Here is a 19,815-nt window from a genome sequence, read left to right as displayed (position 1 = left end):
CGCCTACCGCAGGAAGGCGGCTGCCACGCCGGCGTCGACAGGCACGTGCAGCCCGGTTGTGTGGGTGAGGTCGCCACCGGTCAGCGCGAACACCGCGGCAGCGACGTTCTCCGGCAGGACCTCACGCTTCAGCAGAGTCCGCTGCGCATAGAACGCACCGAGCTCCGACTCCGGTACGCCGTACACCGCGGCCCGCTGGGCACCCCAGCCGCCGGCGAAGATCCCCGAACCGCGGACGACGCCGTCGGGGTTCACGCCGTTGACGCGGATCCCGTGCTCGCCGAGCTCGGCCGCGAGCAGCCGGACCTGGTGGGCCTGGTCCGCCTTCGCCGCGCCGTACGCGACGTTGTTCGGGCCGGCGAAGACCGAGTTCTTGCTGGAGATGTAGATGATGTCGCCGCCCATCCCCTGGTCGATCAGCACCTTCGCGGCCGCCCGCGACACCAGGAACGAGCCCTTCGCCATCACGTCGTGCTGCAGGTCCCAGTCGCGTTCCGTTGTCTCCAGCAACGACTTCGAGATGGAAAGGCCGGCATTGTTGACGATCAGGTCCACCCCACAGAACGCCAGTACCGCGTCCCGCAGCGCAGCCTCGACCGCCTCCGCCGACGACACATCGGCGCCCACGGCAACGGCCACGTCGGACGAACCCAGCTCTTTCGCGACCGCCTCGGCGGCCGCCAGGTCCAGGTCCGCGACGACGACACAGGCACCCTCGGCAGCGAGCCGTTGAGCGATCGCCTTGCCGATCCCCGACCCACCACCGGTCACCAACGCGACCCGGGTCGCGAGCGGCTTGGGCTTCGGCATCCGCTGCAGCTTCGCCTCCTCCAGCGCCCAGTACTCGATCCGGAACTTCTCCCGCTCATCGATCGGCGCGTACGTCGACACCGCCTCGGCGCCGCGCATCACGTTGATCGCGTTCACGTAGAACTCGCCGGCCACCCGCGCCGTCTGCTTGTCCTTCCCGAAGCTGAACATGCCGACACCGGGCACGAGCACGATCGCCGGATCGGCGCCCCGCATCGGCGGGCTGTCCGCGTCCGCATGCCTGTTGTAGTAAGCCGCGTAGTCCTCGCGATAGGCCGCGTGGAGTTCGCGGAGCCGCGCGACCGCGTCCTCGAGCGGCGCGGTAGCCGGCAGGTCCAGCACCATCGGACGCACCTTGGTCCGCAGGAAGTGGTCCGGGCAGGAAGTGCCGAGAGCGGCCAGCTCAGCCAGCCTCTCCCGGGCGGTGAACTCGAGCACGACGTCGGAGTCGTTGAAGTGTCCGACCTGTGGCTTGTCGGTCGACGCCAGCCCACGGATCACCGGGGCCAGCGCGGCGGCACGCGCCCGGCGTTCGTCGGCCGGCAGCGCCTCGAAGCCTTCGACAACCGCACCGAACGGCTCGGTCTTGCCGTTCTCGGCGAGGAAGCGTTCCGCGGTGCGGATGATCTCCAGCGAGTTGGCCTCGCACTCCTCGGACGTGTTGCCCCACGCAGTGATGCCGTGGCCGCCGAGCACGCAGCCGATAGCGGCAGGGTTCTCCCGCTTGACCGCCGCGATGTCCAGTCCGAGCTGGAAACCGGGCCGCCGCCACGGCACCCACACCACCCGGTCGCCGAAACACTCAGCCGTCAGCTTCTCGCCGTCCGCCGCGGTCGCCAGCGCGATGCCGGAGTCCGGGTGCACGTGGTCGACATGCGGGGCGTCGACCAGCCCGTGCATCGCAGTGTCGATCGACGGCGCCGCGCCGCCCTTCCCGTGCAGGCAGTAGTCGAACGCGGCGACCATCTCGTCCTCGCGGTCGACGCCCGGATAGGTGTCGACCAGAGCCTTCAGCCGGTCGAGCCGCAGGACGGCGAGACCCTTCTCGGTCAGCGTGCCGAGATCGCCGCCGGATCCCTTGACCCACAACAGGTCCACGGGGTTCTGCGTGACCGGATCTGTCGCAGTACCCTTCGCCGACGTGTTGCCGCCGGCGTAGTTGGTGTTGCGAGGATCGGCACCCAGTCGGTTGCTCCGCGCAACGAGCTCGGCCGCGGTGTCGCTCACTCTCATGCTCCCCATCCGGCCTGCTGACCGCCGACGCGGTCCTTGGTGATCTGCTCGAAGTAGCCGCTGCGCTTGTACGCCGCGACCGGGTCCGGGTCCAGCCCCTGCGACTCACGCAGCTCGGCGAGCAGCGGGCGGACGTCGGTGTTGTAGGCATCCATCAGCGCGGCGTTCGCACCCAGTACGTCGCCTTCCTGCTGGGCCTTCCGCAGTACGTCGCGGTCGACCAGCAGCGCCTTGGCGGTCGCCTCCTGCACGTTCATCACCGAGCGGATGATCGCGGGGATCTTCTCCTCGATGTTGTGGCACTGGTCGAGCATGAACGCGATCCCGCGCTCCGGGTCGAGCGCGTCGCCGCGGACGATCTCGTTCATGATCCGGAACAGCTGGAACGGGTCCGCCGCCCCGACCATCAGGTCGTCGTCGGCGTAGAACCGGCTGTTGAAGTCGAACGCGCCGAGCTTCTTGGTCCGCAGCAGGAACGCGACGATGAACTCGATGTTCGTCCCCGGCGCGTGGTGCCCGGTGTCGATACAGACCGTTGCCTTCGGCCCCAGCTCGAGACAGTGCGCGTACGACGTACCCCAGTCCGGCACGTCGGTGGTGTAGAAGGCCGGCTCGAAGAGCTTGTACTCGAGCAGCATCCGCTGGTCGTCGCCGAGCCGGTCGTACACCTGTTTCAACGCGGTGGCGAGCCGGTCCTGCCGGTCCTGGATGTCGTCCTGACCCGGGTAGTTCGTGCCGTCGGAGAACCACAGCTTCAGGTCGCGTGACCCGGTCGCGTCCATGATGTCGACGCATTCGAGCAGGTGGTCGGTGGCCTTGCGGCGTACCGCGGGATCCGGGTTCGTCACGCTGCCGAGCTTGTAGTCGTCGTCCTGGAAGACGTTGCTGTTGATCGCGCCGAGCCGGACGCCCTGCTCCTTCGCGTACGCCGCGAGCGCCGCGTAGTCGTCGACCTTGTCCCACGGAATGTGCAGCGCGACGCTCGGCGCGACCCCCGTGTACCGGTGAACGACGGCCGCGTCGGCGATCTTCTCCTCCGGCGAGCGCGGTACGCCGGGCTGGGCGAACACCTTGAACCGGGTGCCGGAGTTGCCGAACGCCCACGAGGGCAGCTCGATCTCCTGGCGGCTCAGCGCGGCCTTCACGGCATCGGTCGTCATGGGTCAGCCCCTCTTTCAGGAATCCAGTGCAGTCAGGTGGAAGATCTCGGGAAGCAGGAGGAACGACTCGTCCGGCGGCCGCCCGTCGATCCCACTGAAGAATTCGGTCATCTCCGACTGCCAGCGCGTGTTGACCTCGGTGGCCGCCATCGCCTTCTGGGCGGCGTCCAGGTCCTCGGCCTCGACGTACCCGATCAGCAGACCGTCGTCGCGGAGGAACAGCGAGTAGTTGTGCCACCCGGAGTCCCGCAGCGCGGCCTGCATGTCGGGCCAGACGTTGCGGTGGCGGTCGACGTACTCGGCCAACCGGTCCGGCCGGACCTGCAGGCAGAAGCAGTAACGATTCACGGCGGCACCTGTGTCTGAGCGGGCGGGAGCTGTGCAAATTTATCTGGATGAAAGGTTTCAACAGCGTCCCATGACGCTAAGCGTGGTGGCCGGTGGCCGTCAAGTGCCTGCCCATCTTTCGCGGCCGATCCCGGACTGCCGCCGCGGAGAATCTGCACGGAGCGGGTATTCTTCGGCAGCTAACACGTTTCAAGTGCGCAGGGAGGTTCTCGTGTCTGTGGACGATGCGGAAACCCTGCCTGAGCGGCCCAGGCGGCGCCGGACCCCGAAGCCGCACGCCGCCGGCGTGAAAGCCGTCGCCGCGGCGGCCGGCGTTTCACTGGGGACTGTTTCCAACGTCCTGAACCGGCCCGAGGTGGTCAGCCCACTGACCCGCGCGAAGGTCGAGTCGGCGATGGCATCGCTCGGCTTCGTCCGGAACGAGTCGGCCCGGCAGTTGCGCGCGGGCTCCAGCCGGATCCTCGCCTACCTGATGCTCGACGCCGGCAACCCGTTCTTCACCGACGTCGCGAAGGGCGTCGAGGAGGCGGCTCAAGCGGCCGGGTTGTCCGTGTTCCTCTGCACCAGCAGCGAGGACGCAGACCGCGAGGCGGCGTACCTCGACCTGCTGGAACAGCAACGCGTGCAAGGCATCCTGATCACGCCCATCGACCAGAACTCGTCCCGCCTGCGCAAACTGCCCTCCCGCGGTACGCCGGTCGTGGTCGTCGACCGCGCCCTAGACGAGGCCGAGCACTGCTCGGTGGCGGTCAACGACATCCTCGGCGGCGAGCTCGCGATCTCGCATCTGCTCGAGCTCGGCCACGAGCGGATCGCGTACGTCGGCGGTCCGAACACGATCGGCCAGGTCGTCGACCGCCGCGAGGGCGCTCGCCGCGCGCTGCGGACGGCCGGGAAGCCCGCGGCGGATCTGATCGAACTGACCACCGGCGCACTCACCGTCGCCGAGGGCAGGGGCGCAGGGCAACGACTCGCCGGCCTGCCTGCGGACCGGCGACCGACTGCCGCCTTCTGTGCGAACGACCTGCTGGCGTTGGGTTTGCTGCAACAATGCGTGAGTCTCGGGCTGCGCGTTCCGGAGGATCTCGCGATCGTCGGGTACGACGACATCGAGTTCGCCGAGGCAGCCGCCGTACCGCTGACGTCGGTGCGTCAGCCGCGCCAGCTGCTCGGCCGGACCGCGGCGGAGTTGTTGCTGGACGAGTCGTCGAACCCGGACCACGAGCACCAGCGCGTCACCTTCACGCCTGAGCTGGTGGTTCGCACGTCCACCCGCGGGACTCTCTAGCCCCGAGGCCGCAAGGCGTCGCGCTATGGTGGCGGGGGCGAGGGGTCTCTGGGCGAGGTGAGTCATGCGCGTCGCTGGCGGGGGTTTGGTGCGGCGCTGGGGCGGCCGCGCTGTCGGCCTGGCGATCACCGGAGTCGGCCTGTACATCGTGGCGCCGAGCATGCTGTCACTCTTCGGAACCTGGCCACGCCTCGCGGACATTGATCCCTGGTGGTTCCCGGTCCTGGTGCTGCTCGAGGGCTGCAGCTTCGCCGCGCTGTGGTGGCTCGCCAGGCTGGCCCTGGCCCAGCACGGTGGAGATCAGCAGCCGCCCGGGTGGGGAACGATTGCCACGGCGCAGCTGGCCGGGAACGCCGCCAGCAAGATCCTTCCCGGTGGCGCCGCGACCGGAAGCGTCCTCCAAGGCAGGCTCTTGATCACCGGAGGCCAACCGGCCGCGGTCGTCGCCTCCGCCGTGACCGCGATCGGCCTGATCACGACCGGCGTGCTGCTGCTGTTGCCAATCCTGACCATCCCCGCCGTACTGATCGGTCCACCGCCGGCCCGGCAACTCGAGCTCGGCCTCCTGGTCTCGCTGATCATGGCGGTCCTGATCGTCGGTCTCGGAGTGGCCGCGCTCACCTGGCCCCGGTTCGTGGTGCTGGTCGGTCGCGGGGCCGGACATGTCATCCACGTCGTCAGGCGCAGCGTGACAGCCGAGAGTTGCGCCGCGCTGCTGGTCGCCCAGCGGGCCCGGGTAGCTGCCGCGTTCGAGGGCCGCTGGTGGGCCGCGGCCTTGGCGGCAGCGGCGAACCGCATGTTCGACTACGCCGCCCTCGTGGCCGCGCTGGCGGCGCTCGATGTGCACGCTCGCCCTTCGATGGTGCTGCTGGCCTATGTCGTCGCCCAGGCGCTCGCGATGATCCCGATCACGCCGGGTGGCCTCGGTTTCGTCGACGCCGGCCTCACCGCACTTCTCGTCCTGATCGGAATCAGCCCGGACGCCGCACTCATCGGGACGCTTCTGTACCGGCTGGCGTCCTTCTGGTTACCGATCCCGGTGGGCCTGCTGGCGTGGGCGGGCTGGCGGATCCATCTGCATGTCACCAGGCCGTCGAGAACTGACGACGGCTAGGTTCAGGCGCCGTAGGCCGCGAGGAAGACGTCCGCCGCCTGGTCGGCCAGCTTGTCCAGCTCGCCGGGCTTGGGGCGCTGACGGGTTCCCGCGAACATGGCGCGGTTCATCGGCTTGTACATGACGAGGCCGGCGAACTGGTACGCCGCCAGGGTCGGGTCGTCGAGCTCCTTCAGCAGACCGCGATCGCTCAGCCTCGTCAGCGCCTCACCGAGCGCGACCAGCGACTGCTCGAAGCCCTGGTTGAACCACGCGCCACACACCTCCGGGAAGCGGTCGGCTTCCGCGATCACCAGCCGGCGTAGCTGCAGCACGCTGTCGGCGGTGAGGTTCTGGAGCAGCCGATGGGCCAGCGCTCGTAGGGCCTCGCGGGCGTCGGCGGCTCCGTCGAGGGTGTCGACGTACGCCTGGAGCAGGCCGTCCATCAGCTGGTCGCTGGTGCCGAGGACGATCTCGGCGAACAGGCGTTCCTTGTTCTCGAACTGCTTGTAGACGGTCTGTTTGGAGACGCCGGCGTTCGCGGCGACCTCGTCCATGCTCGCGCCGAGATAGCCGTGCTGGAGGAAGGCCGTGGTCGCGGCAGCCAGGATCGCGCGGCGTTTGCGGGGCGTCCGTCCTTCGATCTCTACTTGCTCCATGCGGAAATCATACTAGACAGTCCAGTTCTCTGACGAGTACTGTACGGTCTAGTTCCCTGCCACGTGAGGAGAAGACCATGAGCACCGTGACATCGACCGACGGCACCACGATCGCTTTCGACGCGTACGGCGAGGGCCGGCCGCTGATCCTGATCGACGGAGCCACCGCGCACCGCGCCGTCAACCCGGCGAACGCGCAGGTCGGGCAGCTGCTGAGCGACGAGTTCCGGACGTACGTGTACGACCGGCGCGGCCGTGGCCAGAGCACCGACACCGCGCCGTACGCGATCGAGCGGGAGATCGAGGACATCGCGGCCCTGATCGAGGACGCCGGCCAGCCGGCCATCCTTTTCGGCTGGTCCTCCGGCGCCCTTCTGGCCCTGGACGCCGCCGCAGCCGGTCTCCCGATCGCCGGCCTCGTCCTCTTCGAGCCGCCCGTCGTTGTCGACGACGTGCGGCCGCCCCTGCCGTCCGACTACGTCGAGCAACTGGACGCCTTCGTCGCCGAGGGCCGCCGCGACAAGGCCGCAGAACTCTTCATGACCGCCGCCGCGGGCCTCCCCGCAGAAGCCGTCGCCGGCATGAAGCAGTCCCCGTACTGGGCTCCGGTCGAAGAGATCGCCCACACCATCGCCTACGACGGCCGCATCATGGGCACCACCATGTCCGGCAAACCCCTCCCCGACGACCGCTGGTCCGCGGTAAAACTCCCCGTCCTCGTCCTCCACGGCGACAAAACCTGGCCCGCCCTGTCATCCGGCGCCCAAGCCGTAGCCGCCCATCTCCCCACCGCCACCCTCGACGCCATCCCCGGCGAAAACCACAGCACCGACCCCAGCACCCTGGCTCCGGTACTGCGGACCTTCGCCCACAGCCTCTGACCCCTCCCGTTGGACCCTGGGTGGGTGAGATGGTTTGGGGGTGGACAGGGATGGGTTCTGGGGTCTTGTCGAGGATGCGCGCGCCTCGGTGGATGACACCGTGGCGGATCCGGACGGCGTTGCGGACGCGTTGACCAAGGTGCTGGCTGCGGCGGAGGCCGAGGAGATCGCGGGGTTCGGCGTCGAGCTCGCGCGATTGCTGGTCGAGTCGTACCGGTGGGACCTGTGGGCGGCGGCGTACCTGATCAACTCCGGTGCTTCGGAGGACGGGTTCGATTCGTTCCGCGGGTGGTTGATCGCCCAGGGGCGCGAGGTCTGGGACGCCGCACTGGCGGGCCCGGACTCGCTCGCGGACGTGGTCGACGAGGACCGGCCGGAGGGTTTCGAGGGGTTCGACGGCGAAGGGATGCTGCACGTCGGCAGTCACGCGTACAAGAACGTGACCGGCGACGAAGCGGCGTACTGGAAGGCCGTCGACGCGAACGCCCCGGACACCCCGGACCTACCGGCCGGCGAGGAGATCGACTTCGACGATCCGGACGATCTCGAAACGCACCTGCCCCGCCTTGCGGCCCTCTACCTGGAAGCCTGACCAGTCTTCAGGAACTAGTCCTGGTTGCGCATCTCTTCGTTGATGCGGAGGGCTTCGGCGAGCTGGTCCTCCAGGATGATGATCCGGCAGGCGGCCTCGAGTGCGGTGCCCTGGTCGACGAGTTCGCGGGCGCGGGCAGCCAGGCGCAGTTGGTAGCGGGAGTAGCGGCGGTGGCCGCCCTCGGAACGCTGCGGGGTGATCAGCTTGGCCTCGTCCAGGCTTCGCAGGAAGCCCGGGGTGGTGCCGAGCATCTCGGCGGCGCGTCCCATCGTGAAGGCCGGGTAGTCCTCGTCGTCGAAGTTGGCCGGGCCGGTGGTCGGGGTTGAACTCATCAGTGTCTCCGTGTGCAGGTTTGGGGCATCACACCTCCATGTCGATGGGCCCCGGTGCCGAAGCACCGGGGCCCTGGGTTTGGAATTGTCACCGTCGACCGGCCGTGAGGCCGGCCCTTACAGATCCGCAGCGTGCCACTTGGAAGCTTGACCCTGCGGGATTACCAGCTTGCGTAACCGAAGACCACCTCCCATTGACGTAACCGCGGCACCCGCCCAGCGAAGTACTGGCACAGACGGGCGATCCGACGGCGTGATCCTGACCCTTCATGTATCGCGAACTACTAGAACTACAACTGCAACTACAAACCGCAACAACAACTACGAACTGCAACTACGAACTGCAACTACGAACTGCAACTACGAACTGCAACAGCAACTACAGAACTGCAACTGCATCCGTCGAGCCTGGAACCCTTCTCAACCACTGGCCCCAGCTCGCATCGGATCCTGGCGTGAAACCCGAGCCCCTTCACTGATCGGCTCGGCGGAGTCCGCCGTCCTACCTACTGCAACAACTCTGGACAGGTCGGTAGCTGTCCGCCTCAGCTTCGATGTTCTTCACTGTCAACACCAGGGACATTACACACCCCACCACCGAATGTCTAATCTCGCCACCATAGATTTTCGGGACGACGCAGGAGAGCTTCGGCCAGCAGGTGCAGGCCGGCCTCAGGCAGGCTCGCCGCTCAGGCGTTCGATGGCGGTGCGGAGACGGCGGCGCCAGCCGGACCGGCCGGCCTCCTCGTCGGCAGCGGCCAGGCTGACCAGGTGCTGCGCCATCTCGAAGCTTTCGTCGGTCTCCGGCTCGACGTCGGTCAACGCCGACTGCGGCTCGTCGTGGTCGTACCCGAGCGACCGGCTCCGCCACCCGAACCCGTCCGGCACCAGCAATTCCGGTACGAGCGTCTCGTGGCTGAGCGACATCAGTTCCTTGTCACCGTTGCCGATGCTGAAGATCGTCGTGCCGCGTCGGCGTACGTCGCTGACGCGCTCCAGCAGCATGTCGGCCGGATTGTCCTCGGCGACCACCAGCAGCGACTCACCACGACCGGCGTCCTGCAGCCGGTCCAGTCCGATCGCCAGGTGCGGCGGTGCGCCCGGGGGCGGTGCCCAGCGGACCAGTGACGGCCGGGCGTCCTCGATGCCGGCCCGGTGGAGCTCGTCGTCCAGATGGGCGGTCAGGTGCCACGGCTCGTCGTCGACCGGCCCGAAGAGCATGAGCCCACTGCGTCTGGTCGTGAACCGTCGCAGTGCATAGCCGAACTCGGTCGTCCGGGTCCCCAGCTCAGTACTGCTCAGCATCTCCCGAAGGAGTGAGGCTCTGGTCAGATCCACACCTCAGGCTAACCGGTCCGCCTTCGACTGCAGGTAGTTCCGTTCCGGCACACTCGTCGTACGACGGGCCGCCAGCAGGTAGCTCTCGCGCGCAGCAGCAGCGTCACCGGACATCTCGAGCAGATGCGCGCGTACAGCCTCCAGCCGGTGGTTCATCCGGTCGTCCGCCTCGAGCGGCTCGAGTACGGCGAGCCCTTCCTTCGGACCGACTGCCATAGCGACAGCGACCGCGTGGTTGAGCTTCACCATCGGGTTGTCGACCAGCTGCTCGAGTACGTCGTACAGCGCGACGATCTGCCGCCAGTCCGTGTCTTCAGCACGCTCAGCCGTGTCATGCACCGCAGCGATCGCGGCCTGCACCTGGTACGGCCCTAGCTGTGACCGGGACAGCGCATCGGTCACCAGCGCCTCGCCCTCGACGATGGTCGCCTTGTTCCACTTGGACCGGTCCTGCTCGGCCAACGGAATCAGTGAGCCGTCGGGCCCCGTCCGCGCCGGCCGACGCGCGTCAGTGAGCAGCATCAGCGCCAAGAGCCCCGCGACCTCGCCGTCATCCGGCAGCAGCTTCCGCACGCCACGCACCAGCCGGATCGCCTCAGTGGTCAGCTCCGCACTGTGCAACGACGTACCGGAGGACGCGGTGTAGCCCTCGTTGAAGATCAGATAGAGCACATGCAGTACTGCGCCCATCCGCTCGTCCCGCTCCGCCTCGGGCGGCATCTCGAACGAACTGCCTGCCTGCTTGATGCTCCGCTTCGCCCGGCTGATCCGCTGCGCCATCGTTGCCTCCGGCACCAAAAACGCCGCCGCGATCTGCGCGGTGGTCAGACCACCGACCGCACGCAGCGTCAGCGCGATCTGCGACGCCGGCGACAACGCCGGGTGACAGCAGAGGAACAAGAGCGTCAGCGTGTCGTCCCGGCCACCCGGATCGTCGATTTCCGGGCCTGAGGCAACGAATTCCTCCGGAGCGGCGAGCTGGGCCGCGTTCTCCTCCCGCCGCCGCCGCGCGGACTCACTGCGCAGCAGATCGGTCAGCCGCCGCGACCCGACGCGGATCAGCCAACCACGCGGGTTGTCCGGCACGCCCTCGCTCGGCCACTGCTGCGTGGCCGCAAGCAGAGCCTCCTGGACCGCCTCTTCGGCCAGGTCGAAGTGCCCGTAGTGCCGGACCAGCGCACTCAGCACCTGCGGCGCCTGCTCCCGGAGCAGAAGGTCGAAGTCGCTGCGCTCGGTCACATTTCCAACCCAGACGCATCCATCACCGGTCGCACCTCCACGGCGACGTACTCCGCGTCAGGCATCCGGGCCGCGTACCCGATCGCCTGGTCGATGTCGTCGCACTCCACCAGGTAGAACCCGGCCAGGTGCTCCTTGGCCTCGGCGTACGGGCCGTCTGTCGTGGTCGTGGTGTCGTCACGCACCTGCACGGTCCGTGTGGTGATCGGGTCGGCCAGACCGGCCGCACTGACCAGGAGGCCTTGCTCGGTCAGCTCGCGCGTCAGTGTCTCGTGCGCAGTGGTCAGTCCCTCGCGTTGCTCGGCGGACAGGCTCGCCCAGCTCTCAGGGTTGCTGTAGATCAGCAGCATGTACTTCACAGGCACCATCCTGTCCCTCGCGGAGGCCCCTGTGACCCCCTGTCACCCGGTACGTCGAAACCAGGTCACCGAACTTCGACAAATCCAGATGTCGAACTCCTCCTGGCCAGCACCGACGTCTCCACCGAGTGACGCTCAGCCTGGGCGTCCCGACGTACAGGAGATTCCTGATGGTTTCGGATTCGAAACGCTGGCTGGCGCTGGCGCTGCTCTGTCTGACCGGTTTCATGATCATTCTGGACGCGTCGATCGTGCTGGTCGCCGTGCCGTCGATCGAGCGCGAGTTGACGTTCTCGACCGGCGGCGTGCAGTGGGTGCCGAGTGGGTACGCGCTGATGTTCGGCGGCCTGCTGCTCCTCGGCGGGCGGATCTCGGACCTGTTGGGTCGACGGCGCGTGTTCATGACCGGACTGCTGTTGTTCGCGGGGTCCTCCCTGCTGTGCGGGTTCGCGTGGAGCGGAGACGCGCTGGTCCTCGCGCGCGGGCTGCAGGGCGCGGCGGCCGCCGTGCTGGCACCGAGTGCGTTGTCGATCGTGATGACGACGTTCCCGTCCGGTGCGGATCGCAACAAGGCACTCGGCATCTGGGGCGCGACCAGCGGAGTCGGAGGTACGGCGGGGTCGCTCATCGGCGGACCGGTGACGGACGGACTCGGCTGGCAGTGGATCTTCTTCATCAACGTGCCGGTCTGCTTGCTGGTCGTAGTCCTCGCACCCATGCTGCTGATGGACAGCCGTGGACCGGGACGCCGCGGTTTCGACGTCGCCGGCGCAGGCACCGTGACCGCAGCGCTCATCGTCCTGGTGTACGCCGTCATCGAGGCGCCTGAGTCGTCGGCGCTGCGGACCGCGCTGCTCGTCATCGTCTCGGCCGTCCTGTTCGCAGCGTTCGTCCTGGTGGAGAAGCGATCCGCCGCACCGCTCGTACCGCTGCGGATCTTCCGGTCCCGCGCATTGGTCGGCGGCAACCTCATCACGATCGCCTGGGGCCTGGCGGCGTTCGGACTCAACTTCGTCTACACGCAGTACGCCCAGCTGGCTCTAGGCGCGTCAGCCGTCCGCTACGGCCTCATGTCCGCCGTACTCGCGGCCGCCGCGGTCGGTGGGTCGATCATCGGCCAGCACCTCGTCACTCGCGTCGGCCCACGCTGGGTCGCGTCTGTATCGCTGCTGATCGCCGGAGCCGGCACGACGCTGATGACTCAGCTGACCGTGGACTCCGGGTACTTCGAGCTGGCGTTCTGGGGCCTGACGATCTTCGGCGCCGGACTGGGTGCCGGAACGGTCGCAGGCTCGATCGCAGCGCTCAGCGACGTACCGGGTGAGGACTCCGGCGTCGCGTCCGGGCTGCAGAACGCCAGCTTCCAGATCGGCGGCGCGGTCGGCGTCGCCGTGGTCTCGGCGGTGGCTTCCGCGAGTACAGCGGGGACTACGCCGCTCGCACTGACGCACGGGTACCGGATCGCGTTCGCGACCGTCTGGGTCTTCATCGCCATCGGTCTGGCCGGCTGCGGCCTGCTGCTCACGCGCAAGGGTTCACTCCGGCTCGCGTCGGTGACGTTGTGATATCAAACGCTCGTTGGAGGTTCGGAGCGCGAAGTGTGGGCACCTGGTTCCTGTGGCTGCCAGCGACCGCCCGGTGGCCCTTGAGAAGGAGGCTTCATGCTCATCCTCGGTTTGATCCTGCTGATTCTGGGATTCTTGCTGAGTATCCCGATCCTGTGGACCATCGGCATTGTGTTGCTGGTGGTCGGAGCAGTGCTCTTCCTGCTCGGATCGACGGGCCGTGCTGTCGGCGGCCGCCGCCATTGGTACTGATCCACCCCGACCTGAACGGCCGGACCCCGCGGACCACGTGTCCGCGGGGTTCTGTCCGTCCGCGTCGCTACGGTGAACCCATGAAGTACGTCGTGATGATCTTCCGCAATCTCGACCGCACCTGGACCGAAGCGGACCAGGAGGCGGTGGTTCGCCTGACGCGGCTCAAGCGTGAGCTCGACGAGTCCGGCGAGCTGGTCAGCTCGGAGGGCCTGCTGCCACCCGAGGAAGGCCGGATCGTGCAGGTCCGCGACGGCGAGCAGGTCGTCACCGACGGGCCGTTCGGCGAGGCGAAGGAGCAGCTCGCGGGGTACTTCCTGGTCGACGCCGTCGACGACGAGCGGGCCCAGGCGATCGCGTCCCTGGTGTCGGCCGCGGTCGGCGATCGGGTCGAGCTCCGCGGCACGCTGATCTCAGCGGGAATGCCAGACGAACTCAGGTGACCGCTTCTGCGTGAAGGCGTCGACGCCTTCCGCGAGCTCGCCGGACGCGATGGTCTCGTGGTACCGGCGTACTGCTGCCGCATCGGCGTTCTCGCCCGCCAGCAGGGCAATCACCGACTCCTTGGCCGAGCGGATCGTCAGCTGCGACCGCGACACCAACGTCTCCGCGAACAACTCGGCCGCCGCCATCGGGTCGTCGGCCACCCGATCGACCAACCCCTTCAGTGCAGCCTCGTCCGCCGTCAGCAAGTCCCCACTGAAGAGCAGGTACTTCGTGGTTGCCGGACCGACCAGGTCGAGCAGGACCTTGATCGCGGCCGGCGGGTAGACGACGCCGATCCGCGCCGGCGTGACCCCGAAGCTCGCATCGCGGGCGGCGAACCGGAAGTCGCAGTTCACCGCGATCTCCAGACCGCCGCCGATGCAGTGCCCGCGGACAACCGCGATCGTCGGCTTCGGAAACTCCCGCAACGCCGCCTGTGCCCGCAGGTTGAACGCCCGCAACTCGGCCATCGGATCGGCCGGATCGTCACCGGAGATCAGCTCGCGGATGTCCGCGCCTGCCGAGAAGCTCGGCCCGGCGCCGGTGACGAGCAGGACCTTCACGTCGTCGTCATTCGCCAACTCCGCGAGCAGTCCGGGCAGGACCTCCCACATCGACCGGGTCAGCGCGTTCCGCTTCTCGACCCGGTCGATCACCAGGCGGGCGACCGCCCCACGCTCGATCCGAAAGTCCACGCGGGCAGTCAACCAGCAACAACCACCGGACCGCCGCGCCCTGGATCACACTCGCAACGCGCGCTTGGCGCGCGACTTCGCCCGCGCCATCCGGAACAGGTACGGGGGGGTCGGCGGCACCCAACCGAGTTGCTTCGCCTGGCCGAGGTCGTCGCGGTTGGCCCAGTGCTCGAGGATGTGCGCGTCCTCGATCCGGAACCAGTGCGACTGCGTGCTCGCGAAGGTCCTGCCGGTCGGCGGGAACACGCTGTCCACGTCGCCGCCCTCGGTGTAGGTGACGAACGGCGCCACGTGGCGGCCCTTCATCGTCGAGTTCACCGCCACGAAGTTGCCATCGGCAATCACATGGTGGATGTCGTACGAAAGCCCGTCGAACGCGGTCCGCAGCCAGACCGCGATCGAGTAGAACTCGGCCGGCCCGCCGACCCGGCCGTCCGGCGGCGAGATCTCCTCGCGGTTCACGGCGGTCGGATGGATCAGCTCGTCGAAGTCAGACCGTTCCCCGTCGGCCATGATCAGGATGCTGCGGACGGCGATCTCACCGGCCGAGACGCCTGCTGTCGTACTCATCGTGGTCCCCCAATAATTCGATACAGTGTGACTGTACTCAAAAGCATGGGATCTGATATGGCTGACGTCAAGAGGAACTACGACGCGACGACCCGTCGTGAGCGTGCCCAGCAGCGGCGCCGCGACGTCGTGCTCGCGGCCCAGGAGCTGTTCGAGGCCGACGGGTTCCAGGCCACGACGATCAGTGCGGTCGCGCGGCGGGCCGGCGTCTCGGCGGAGGGCATCTACAAGGGCTTCGGCACGAAGGCTGCGCTGGCCAAGGCGGTCTTCGACTTCGTGATCGCCGGCGACGACGAGCCGGTCCCGATGGTGCAACGTCCCGAGATCCTGGCCGTCCAGCGAGAATCCGACGTACGCCGGAAGCTCCAGCTGTACGTCGCCGGCCTGGTCGAGCGACAGCAGCGGTCGGCGCGCGTGCAGATCCTGATCCGCGACGGCCGTCACGGCGACGAGACCTTGCGGGAGACGTGGCAGACCTTGCTCGACGAGCGTCTGACCGGGATGACCATGTTCGGCCGCCACCTGCACGAGACCGGCGACCTGCGCGCCGGGATCACGCTCGAGGAAGTCGCGGACGTCCTGTGGACGTACATCTCGGTCGAGCTCTACGAGCTGCTCGTCCTGCTCCGCGGCTGGAGCCCCGAGCGATACGGCGAACACGTCACGACCGCGATCACGACGGCGATTTGTCGACCAAGCGTTTGATCTCGGAAGGGTTACATCCGGATAGCGGGCAAATCACGGTCGCGGCGAGCCTGTGGATGTTCGTAATGCGTTAAGAGTGGGGGCCGATTCGAACCGGCGCGGCGAAGTGTGCTTGACTCCCCGGGGTCGATAACGTTTTGGTCTCGGCAGATTGGGTTCGGACAAGTGGCTGAAGGACGGCATAGACAGGCGCGGCACCGGCAACAGCGCAAGAAGGTGATCCAGCCAGGTCTCGCAAAGGTTGTGATCCCCGGCGCGGCAGTCGCCCTGGTGGCCACCGGTTCGGCCGCCGCGCTCCCCGCCCAGCACGTCAAGCTCGACCCGTCGATCGCCAGCTCGTCCCTGCAGCTGTCGCGCGACACCACGATCAGCCGGGACGCTCTGCGTCCGCCGATCAGCACCACGTCGACGACGCCCAGCGCGGCTCCCAAGCCGAAGGCGTCCCCGACCGCGAAGCATCTGAAGAAGCAGGCGCCGATCCCCACGCCGACCTCGGCGAAGACCCGCGCCGCCGAAGAGCTGAACGCGGCGCCGCCGAAGATCAGCGGCACGAAGTACACCACCACGGACGTGAATCTGTGGTCGCTGCCGTTGACCGGCACGCTGCTGGACGTGCTGCCGAAGGGCACCAAGGTCTCGGTCACCGGCAAGGTCGACGGCATCTGGGCCGAGGTCGTCAGCGACGGCAAGTCCCGCTGGGTCAAGGCGCAGTACCTGTCCGCCACCAAGCCGGTCGCGAGCGTCGGCGGCGGCGGCTCGATCTCGCAGGCGGCCTGCAAGTCCGGCTCCGCGATGGAGTCCGGCCTGACCCCGGACGCGATCCGGGTGCACCGGGCGATCTGCGCGATGTTCCCCGACATCTCGACGTACGGCGGGCTGCGGTCCGGCGACAGCGGTTCGGAGCACTCCAGCGGCCGCGCGGTCGACATCATGATCAACAGCTCGTCGGAGGGCCAGGAGATCGCCGACTGGCTGAAGGCGAACTACAAGAAGCTCGGCGTCAGCCAGCTGATCTGGGAGCAGCACATCTGGACGGTCCAGCGCAGCAGCGAGGGCTGGCGCGCGATGGAGGACCGCGGCAGCGCGACCGCGAACCACATGGATCACGTCCACGTCTCCGTCTACGGCAACTCCGGCACAGTCTGAATTCCTGAGGCGCCCTGAGCGATCCGGTCCCTTGACCCTCCTGGGGACCGGATCGCTTTTCTTGGCCGGTTTCAGGGCCGGATGTTGGCGTTCAAGTGGAAGAAGTTCGTCGGGTCGTAGGCGCGCTTGACCTCGCGCAGCCGGTGCAGATCCTTGGCGTCGTACGCCGTGTCCGCGCGGCCCGGATCGCCGAGGAAGTTCACGAAGGTGCGGCCGGAGCTCGGCAGACCGGCGACCTCGCGGTCGATGATCAGCGAGTACGCCGCCTGCCGGTGACCGACCGGACCTGCGCCGGGGCCGGGGTTGGCCATCGCGCCGCCCCAGTGCCGGACCTCGACGGTGGCGTCCTCGAGCTCGGTGACGATGTCGATCACCTCGTCGGTCAACGTGTCCAGGAAGTCGAGGTGTCGCGCGGGCGTGCCGCCCATCGCGGCATCGGCGTACTCGATCGTCTGCAGCTCGCCGGCGAGGCGCTGACCGGCCGTCGCGAAGAGCGGCTTGAGCAGGTGCTCGGCGACGTCGGCGGGGCCGGCGTACATGACCTTGAGCGCGACGGCGCGCTGTTCGGTGCCGGGGACGCGGGTCAGGACGACGGCGGTGCTCAGCTCGTTGGGGATCGTGGCGGTCCAGTCGCGGTACTTGCGCAGGATCGCGGCGGCGCGGTCGATGCCGAAGTACACGATGCCGGCGTGGACCTGGCGGACCGGGTACAGGCGGAACTCGAGCGACGTGACGACGCCGAAGTTGCCGGTGCCGCCGCGGATCGCCCAGAACAGGTCCGCGTGGTGTTCCGCGCTTGCGTTCACCGTCCGTCCGTCGGCGGTGACGACCTCGGCCCGGACCACGCTGTCGGCCGCGAACCCGTACTTGCGGGCCAACCAGCCGACACCGCCGCCGAGCGTGTACCCGGTGACGCCGACGTCGCGGTGCGAGCCGGACAACGGAGCGAGCCCGAACTGCCTCGCCGCATCCAGCACCGCGCCCCAGCGAGCACCAGGTGCGACCTTGGCGATACGCCGCTCCGGATCGATCAGCACCGACGCCATCGGCGTGGTCTTCAGCAGGATCCCGCCGTCCGCCGGCACGCGAGTCCCGTGACCGGTGGCCTGCACGGCGATCGGTACGTCGTACTCGCGGGCAGTCCGGACCACGGCTTGTACGTCGGTCCTGCTGTGCGCCTCAGCGACGACGAGCGGGCGTGAGTCCACCGACGGGATCACCGAGCGCCGCTGCTCGTCGTACTCGACCTCTCCGGGCAGCCGGACCGCACCGTTGAACCCGGCCCCCAGCAGCCCCGCAACAACGTCACTGACAACCGCTGCAATCGCCTGCGTAGACATCCGACCCCACTCCCTCGCCGTATCAGCTCCTGCCCATACGTCGAAGAAGAGCCCCCGTTATCGACACACTTTCCCGATGACCCACACAATCTCGGTCTCCGGCCCCGTTGTGACCAAGCACTACACCTCCTGGTCCCGCAACGAACCCGACCGAGAGTGGTCCGCCCTGACCCTCCTCTCCGAGGCGACCCCCAACCTGGTGCCTCACCCGCTCTCCAGGACCCCTGCCCCGTCGCTGACCATGACGACCCTCCCCGGCCATCCCCTCAGTGCCCCTGTGCACCTTCCCCAACTGACAGCTCTGGGCGATGCGATCGAGACCCTCTGGTCCGTCCCGTCCGACACCTTGCAACGGATCGATCTCGCCGCCCTTCTCGACCGCACCCGCACAGGTCTGATGACGCTGCAGGACGGCGAGGACGTGATCGCTCGTGCGGCCTCGGCCTGGCTCAACAACGAGCCGCCCGACCTCACCGCCGTAGACGAGCCTGTGGTCGCCCACGGCGACCCGAACCTCGCCAACTACCTCTGGGACGGGACCGTCGTCCGCATCGTCGACTTCGAAGACGCCGGCCACGGGGACCGCAGCGTCGAGCTGGCCAACCTCGTCGAGCACTTGTCCGGCCGCGGCACTGACTGGACCCCACTGGTACGACGCTTCGCCCCGGACCCGGACCGCTTCCACGCAGCCCGCTGTCTGTGGGCTGGTTTCTGGCTGACGCTCATCGCGCCAGGCGGACCCAGCGCGCACCGCAACCCACCCGGCACCGCGGAGGCACAGGCGGGGCGGGTGCTCAGGCTGGTAGTGGGAGGGCCTCGAGGCGTTCCAGGTCAGCCAGGATGTCGATCTGAGTGATCTTGCCGGCGGTGACGGTGACCGCCATGACGCCTAGGAGGCGGTCGTTGACCACGGTGATGACCCCAGGCATGCCATTGACCAGCACCAGCTGGTTGTACGGCGCCATCCGGCTGAACAGCAGCGCCTGCTCCACAACAGCCTTCGCACCGCGCACCAGCTTCGACACCGCCGGCCCGGCGAACTCAGCAGTCGCCGCACCAGCGTCCGCGCGCAGTACGACGTCGGGGTCGAGCAACTCGAGCAGCGCCTCGAAGTCACCGCCACGCGACGCCGCCATGAACGCCTCGACGACCGCGCGCTGCCGACTGACGTCCCCGTCACTCGCAGGAGCGCCCTGGACCCGCCGCCGCGCCCGACTGGCCAGCTGACGCGTCGCAGCAGGCGACTTGTCCACGATCGTCGCGATCTCGTCGAACCCGACGCCGAACATATCGTGCAGCACGAACGCCAACCGCTCCGCCGGCGATAGCGTTTCCAGTACGACGAGCAGCGCCAGCCCGATCGCATCGGCGTGGACCACCTCGTCCTCCGGCCCCAGCTCGCCGATGATCGGGTCCGGCACGTACGTGTCCAGTGAGTCCTCGCGCCGCGACTTGCGGCTGCGTAGCAGGTCCAGACAGACCCGCGACACCACAGTGGTCAGCCAGCCCGCCAGATTGCCGACATCACTCACGTCAGTCCGGCTCAGCCGCAGCCATGCCTCCTGTACGGCATCCTCCGCCTCGGCTACCGACCCGAGCATCCGGTACGCGACCGCGCGCAGGTGCCCTCGGTTCTGCTCGAACTGCCGGGCCAGCTGCTCGTGGTCGTCCACCGGTGCCTTCTCCTGTCGCATCACTTCCCTGACGAATGGGATCACCATGAT

General features: G+C 68.1%; 22 protein-coding genes. 10 read left to right on the top strand and 12 right to left on the bottom strand.

All coding sequences use genetic code 11. The features are described 5' to 3' along the window. Positions 1-3: 3 nt before the first annotated feature. The 3 genes from AB0J62_RS33085 to AB0J62_RS33075 are packed head-to-tail and all read right to left on the bottom strand — an operon-like array spanning position 4 to position 3,551. On the bottom strand, positions 4-2,043 hold the full coding sequence (locus tag AB0J62_RS33085) for a bifunctional aldolase/short-chain dehydrogenase (protein ID WP_363879605.1): 2,040 nt from the start codon (positions 2,041-2,043) through the stop codon (positions 4-6). Next, complete coding sequence (rhaI, locus tag AB0J62_RS33080) at positions 2,040-3,203, bottom strand: L-rhamnose isomerase (RefSeq protein WP_363879602.1); 1,164 nt, start codon at positions 3,201-3,203, stop codon at positions 2,040-2,042. Before rhaI ends, AB0J62_RS33085 begins: the two co-directional genes overlap by 4 nt. A gap of 15 nt (positions 3,204-3,218) precedes the next feature. Then, positions 3,219-3,551, bottom strand: a complete 333-nt coding sequence (locus AB0J62_RS33075) for an L-rhamnose mutarotase (protein ID WP_363879599.1) — start codon at positions 3,549-3,551, stop codon at positions 3,219-3,221. A gap of 211 nt (positions 3,552-3,762) precedes the next feature. On the opposite strand from AB0J62_RS33075, the gene AB0J62_RS33070 reads away from it, so the two are divergent. Both AB0J62_RS33070 and AB0J62_RS33065 read left to right on the top strand, forming a co-directional pair. Then, positions 3,763-4,839: a LacI family DNA-binding transcriptional regulator gene (locus AB0J62_RS33070; protein ID WP_363879596.1), complete on the top strand. Its 1,077-nt coding sequence runs from the start codon at positions 3,763-3,765 to the stop codon at positions 4,837-4,839. A gap of 64 nt (positions 4,840-4,903) precedes the next feature. Further along, positions 4,904-5,953, top strand: coding sequence for a lysylphosphatidylglycerol synthase transmembrane domain-containing protein (locus AB0J62_RS33065; RefSeq protein ID WP_363879593.1), 1,050 nt, complete (start codon positions 4,904-4,906; stop codon positions 5,951-5,953). 2 nt (positions 5,954-5,955) lie between these two features. Here AB0J62_RS33065 and AB0J62_RS33060 read toward each other — a convergent pair whose 3' ends face one another. Next, on the bottom strand, positions 5,956-6,591 hold the full coding sequence (locus tag AB0J62_RS33060) for a TetR/AcrR family transcriptional regulator (RefSeq protein WP_363879590.1): 636 nt from the start codon (positions 6,589-6,591) through the stop codon (positions 5,956-5,958). Positions 6,592-6,668: 77 nt separating this feature from the next. On the opposite strand from AB0J62_RS33060, the gene AB0J62_RS33055 reads away from it, so the two are divergent. Together AB0J62_RS33055 and AB0J62_RS33050 are read left to right on the top strand one after the other, a co-directional pair. Next, positions 6,669-7,472 (top strand): alpha/beta hydrolase, encoded by an 804-nt coding sequence (locus AB0J62_RS33055; RefSeq protein WP_363879587.1) that lies wholly within the window; start codon positions 6,669-6,671, stop codon positions 7,470-7,472. A 40-nt stretch (positions 7,473-7,512) separates the two neighbouring features. Next, entirely contained in the window at positions 7,513-8,064 is a 552-nt protein-coding gene (locus AB0J62_RS33050; protein ID WP_363879584.1) for a DUF4240 domain-containing protein, read from the top strand. A 14-nt stretch (positions 8,065-8,078) separates the two neighbouring features. Here the strand turns inward: AB0J62_RS33050 and AB0J62_RS33045 are convergent, their stop codons facing one another. The 4 genes from AB0J62_RS33045 to AB0J62_RS33030 form a co-directional block, all read right to left on the bottom strand. Then, the gene (locus AB0J62_RS33045) at positions 8,079-8,396 is read right to left on the bottom strand and encodes a MerR family transcriptional regulator (RefSeq protein WP_363879581.1); all 318 of its coding nucleotides are present in this window, start codon (positions 8,394-8,396) and stop codon (positions 8,079-8,081) included. A 672-nt stretch (positions 8,397-9,068) separates the two neighbouring features. Further along, positions 9,069-9,701: a hypothetical protein gene (locus AB0J62_RS33040; RefSeq protein ID WP_363879578.1), complete on the bottom strand. Its 633-nt coding sequence runs from the start codon at positions 9,699-9,701 to the stop codon at positions 9,069-9,071. Between the two features lie 36 nt (positions 9,702-9,737). Next, positions 9,738-10,973 (bottom strand): DUF6596 domain-containing protein, encoded by a 1,236-nt coding sequence (locus AB0J62_RS33035; protein ID WP_363879575.1) that lies wholly within the window; start codon positions 10,971-10,973, stop codon positions 9,738-9,740. Beyond that, positions 10,970-11,323 (bottom strand): YciI family protein, encoded by a 354-nt coding sequence (locus tag AB0J62_RS33030; RefSeq protein ID WP_238160211.1) that lies wholly within the window; start codon positions 11,321-11,323, stop codon positions 10,970-10,972. The genes AB0J62_RS33035 and AB0J62_RS33030 overlap by 4 nt, the downstream gene beginning before the upstream one ends. Positions 11,324-11,502: 179 nt before the next feature. Between AB0J62_RS33030 and AB0J62_RS33025 the strand changes: the two genes are divergently transcribed. The 3 genes from AB0J62_RS33025 to AB0J62_RS33015 all read left to right on the top strand — a co-directional run bounded on the left by AB0J62_RS33025 (position 11,503) and on the right by AB0J62_RS33015 (position 13,592). After that, positions 11,503-12,897, top strand: a complete 1,395-nt coding sequence (locus tag AB0J62_RS33025; protein WP_363879572.1) for an MFS transporter — start codon at positions 11,503-11,505, stop codon at positions 12,895-12,897. A 96-nt stretch (positions 12,898-12,993) separates the two neighbouring features. Further along, complete coding sequence (locus AB0J62_RS33020; protein ID WP_166679556.1) at positions 12,994-13,149, top strand: DUF6131 family protein; 156 nt, start codon at positions 12,994-12,996, stop codon at positions 13,147-13,149. Positions 13,150-13,229: 80 nt separating this feature from the next. Further along, positions 13,230-13,592: a YciI family protein gene (locus AB0J62_RS33015; protein WP_363879569.1), complete on the top strand. Its 363-nt coding sequence runs from the start codon at positions 13,230-13,232 to the stop codon at positions 13,590-13,592. Here AB0J62_RS33015 and AB0J62_RS33010 read toward each other — a convergent pair. Beyond that, complete coding sequence (locus AB0J62_RS33010) at positions 13,563-14,330, bottom strand: enoyl-CoA hydratase/isomerase family protein (RefSeq protein WP_363879566.1); 768 nt, start codon at positions 14,328-14,330, stop codon at positions 13,563-13,565. The genes AB0J62_RS33015 and AB0J62_RS33010 overlap by 30 nt on opposite strands. A 45-nt stretch (positions 14,331-14,375) precedes the next feature. Next, the gene (locus AB0J62_RS33005; RefSeq protein ID WP_363879563.1) at positions 14,376-14,900 is read right to left on the bottom strand and encodes an ester cyclase; all 525 of its coding nucleotides are present in this window, start codon (positions 14,898-14,900) and stop codon (positions 14,376-14,378) included. A gap of 57 nt (positions 14,901-14,957) precedes the next feature. Here AB0J62_RS33005 and AB0J62_RS33000 point away from each other — a divergent pair, with 57 nt between their 5' ends. Both AB0J62_RS33000 and AB0J62_RS32995 read left to right on the top strand, forming a co-directional pair. Beyond that, positions 14,958-15,605, top strand: a complete 648-nt coding sequence (locus AB0J62_RS33000; protein ID WP_363879560.1) for a helix-turn-helix domain-containing protein — start codon at positions 14,958-14,960, stop codon at positions 15,603-15,605. 165 nt (positions 15,606-15,770) lie between these two features. Then, the gene (locus AB0J62_RS32995) at positions 15,771-16,751 is read left to right on the top strand and encodes an SH3 domain-containing protein (RefSeq protein WP_363879557.1); all 981 of its coding nucleotides are present in this window, start codon (positions 15,771-15,773) and stop codon (positions 16,749-16,751) included. A 71-nt stretch (positions 16,752-16,822) separates the two neighbouring features. On the opposite strand, the gene AB0J62_RS32990 is transcribed toward AB0J62_RS32995, so the two are convergent. After that, positions 16,823-18,091, bottom strand: a complete 1,269-nt coding sequence (locus tag AB0J62_RS32990; RefSeq protein WP_363879554.1) for an FAD-binding protein — start codon at positions 18,089-18,091, stop codon at positions 16,823-16,825. A gap of 76 nt (positions 18,092-18,167) precedes the next feature. Between AB0J62_RS32990 and AB0J62_RS32985 the strand changes: the two genes are divergently transcribed. Beyond that, positions 18,168-18,947, top strand: coding sequence for an aminoglycoside phosphotransferase family protein (locus AB0J62_RS32985; RefSeq protein WP_363879551.1), 780 nt, complete (start codon positions 18,168-18,170; stop codon positions 18,945-18,947). On the opposite strand, the gene sigJ is transcribed toward AB0J62_RS32985, so the two are convergent. After that, positions 18,886-19,785 carry an RNA polymerase sigma factor SigJ gene (sigJ, locus tag AB0J62_RS32980; protein WP_363879548.1) on the bottom strand — a complete coding sequence of 300 codons (900 nt, stop codon included), beginning with the start codon at positions 19,783-19,785 and terminating at the stop codon, positions 18,886-18,888. The genes AB0J62_RS32985 and sigJ overlap by 62 nt on opposite strands. Between the last annotated feature and the right edge of the window lie 30 nt (positions 19,786-19,815).

Origin of the sequence: Kribbella sp. NPDC049584, assembly GCF_040675555.1 — a bacterium.
GTDB lineage: Bacteria > Actinomycetota > Actinomycetes > Propionibacteriales > Kribbellaceae > Kribbella.
The sequence above is the reverse complement of the archived record's forward strand: the minus strand, read 5'-3'. Positions and strand labels throughout refer to the sequence as shown.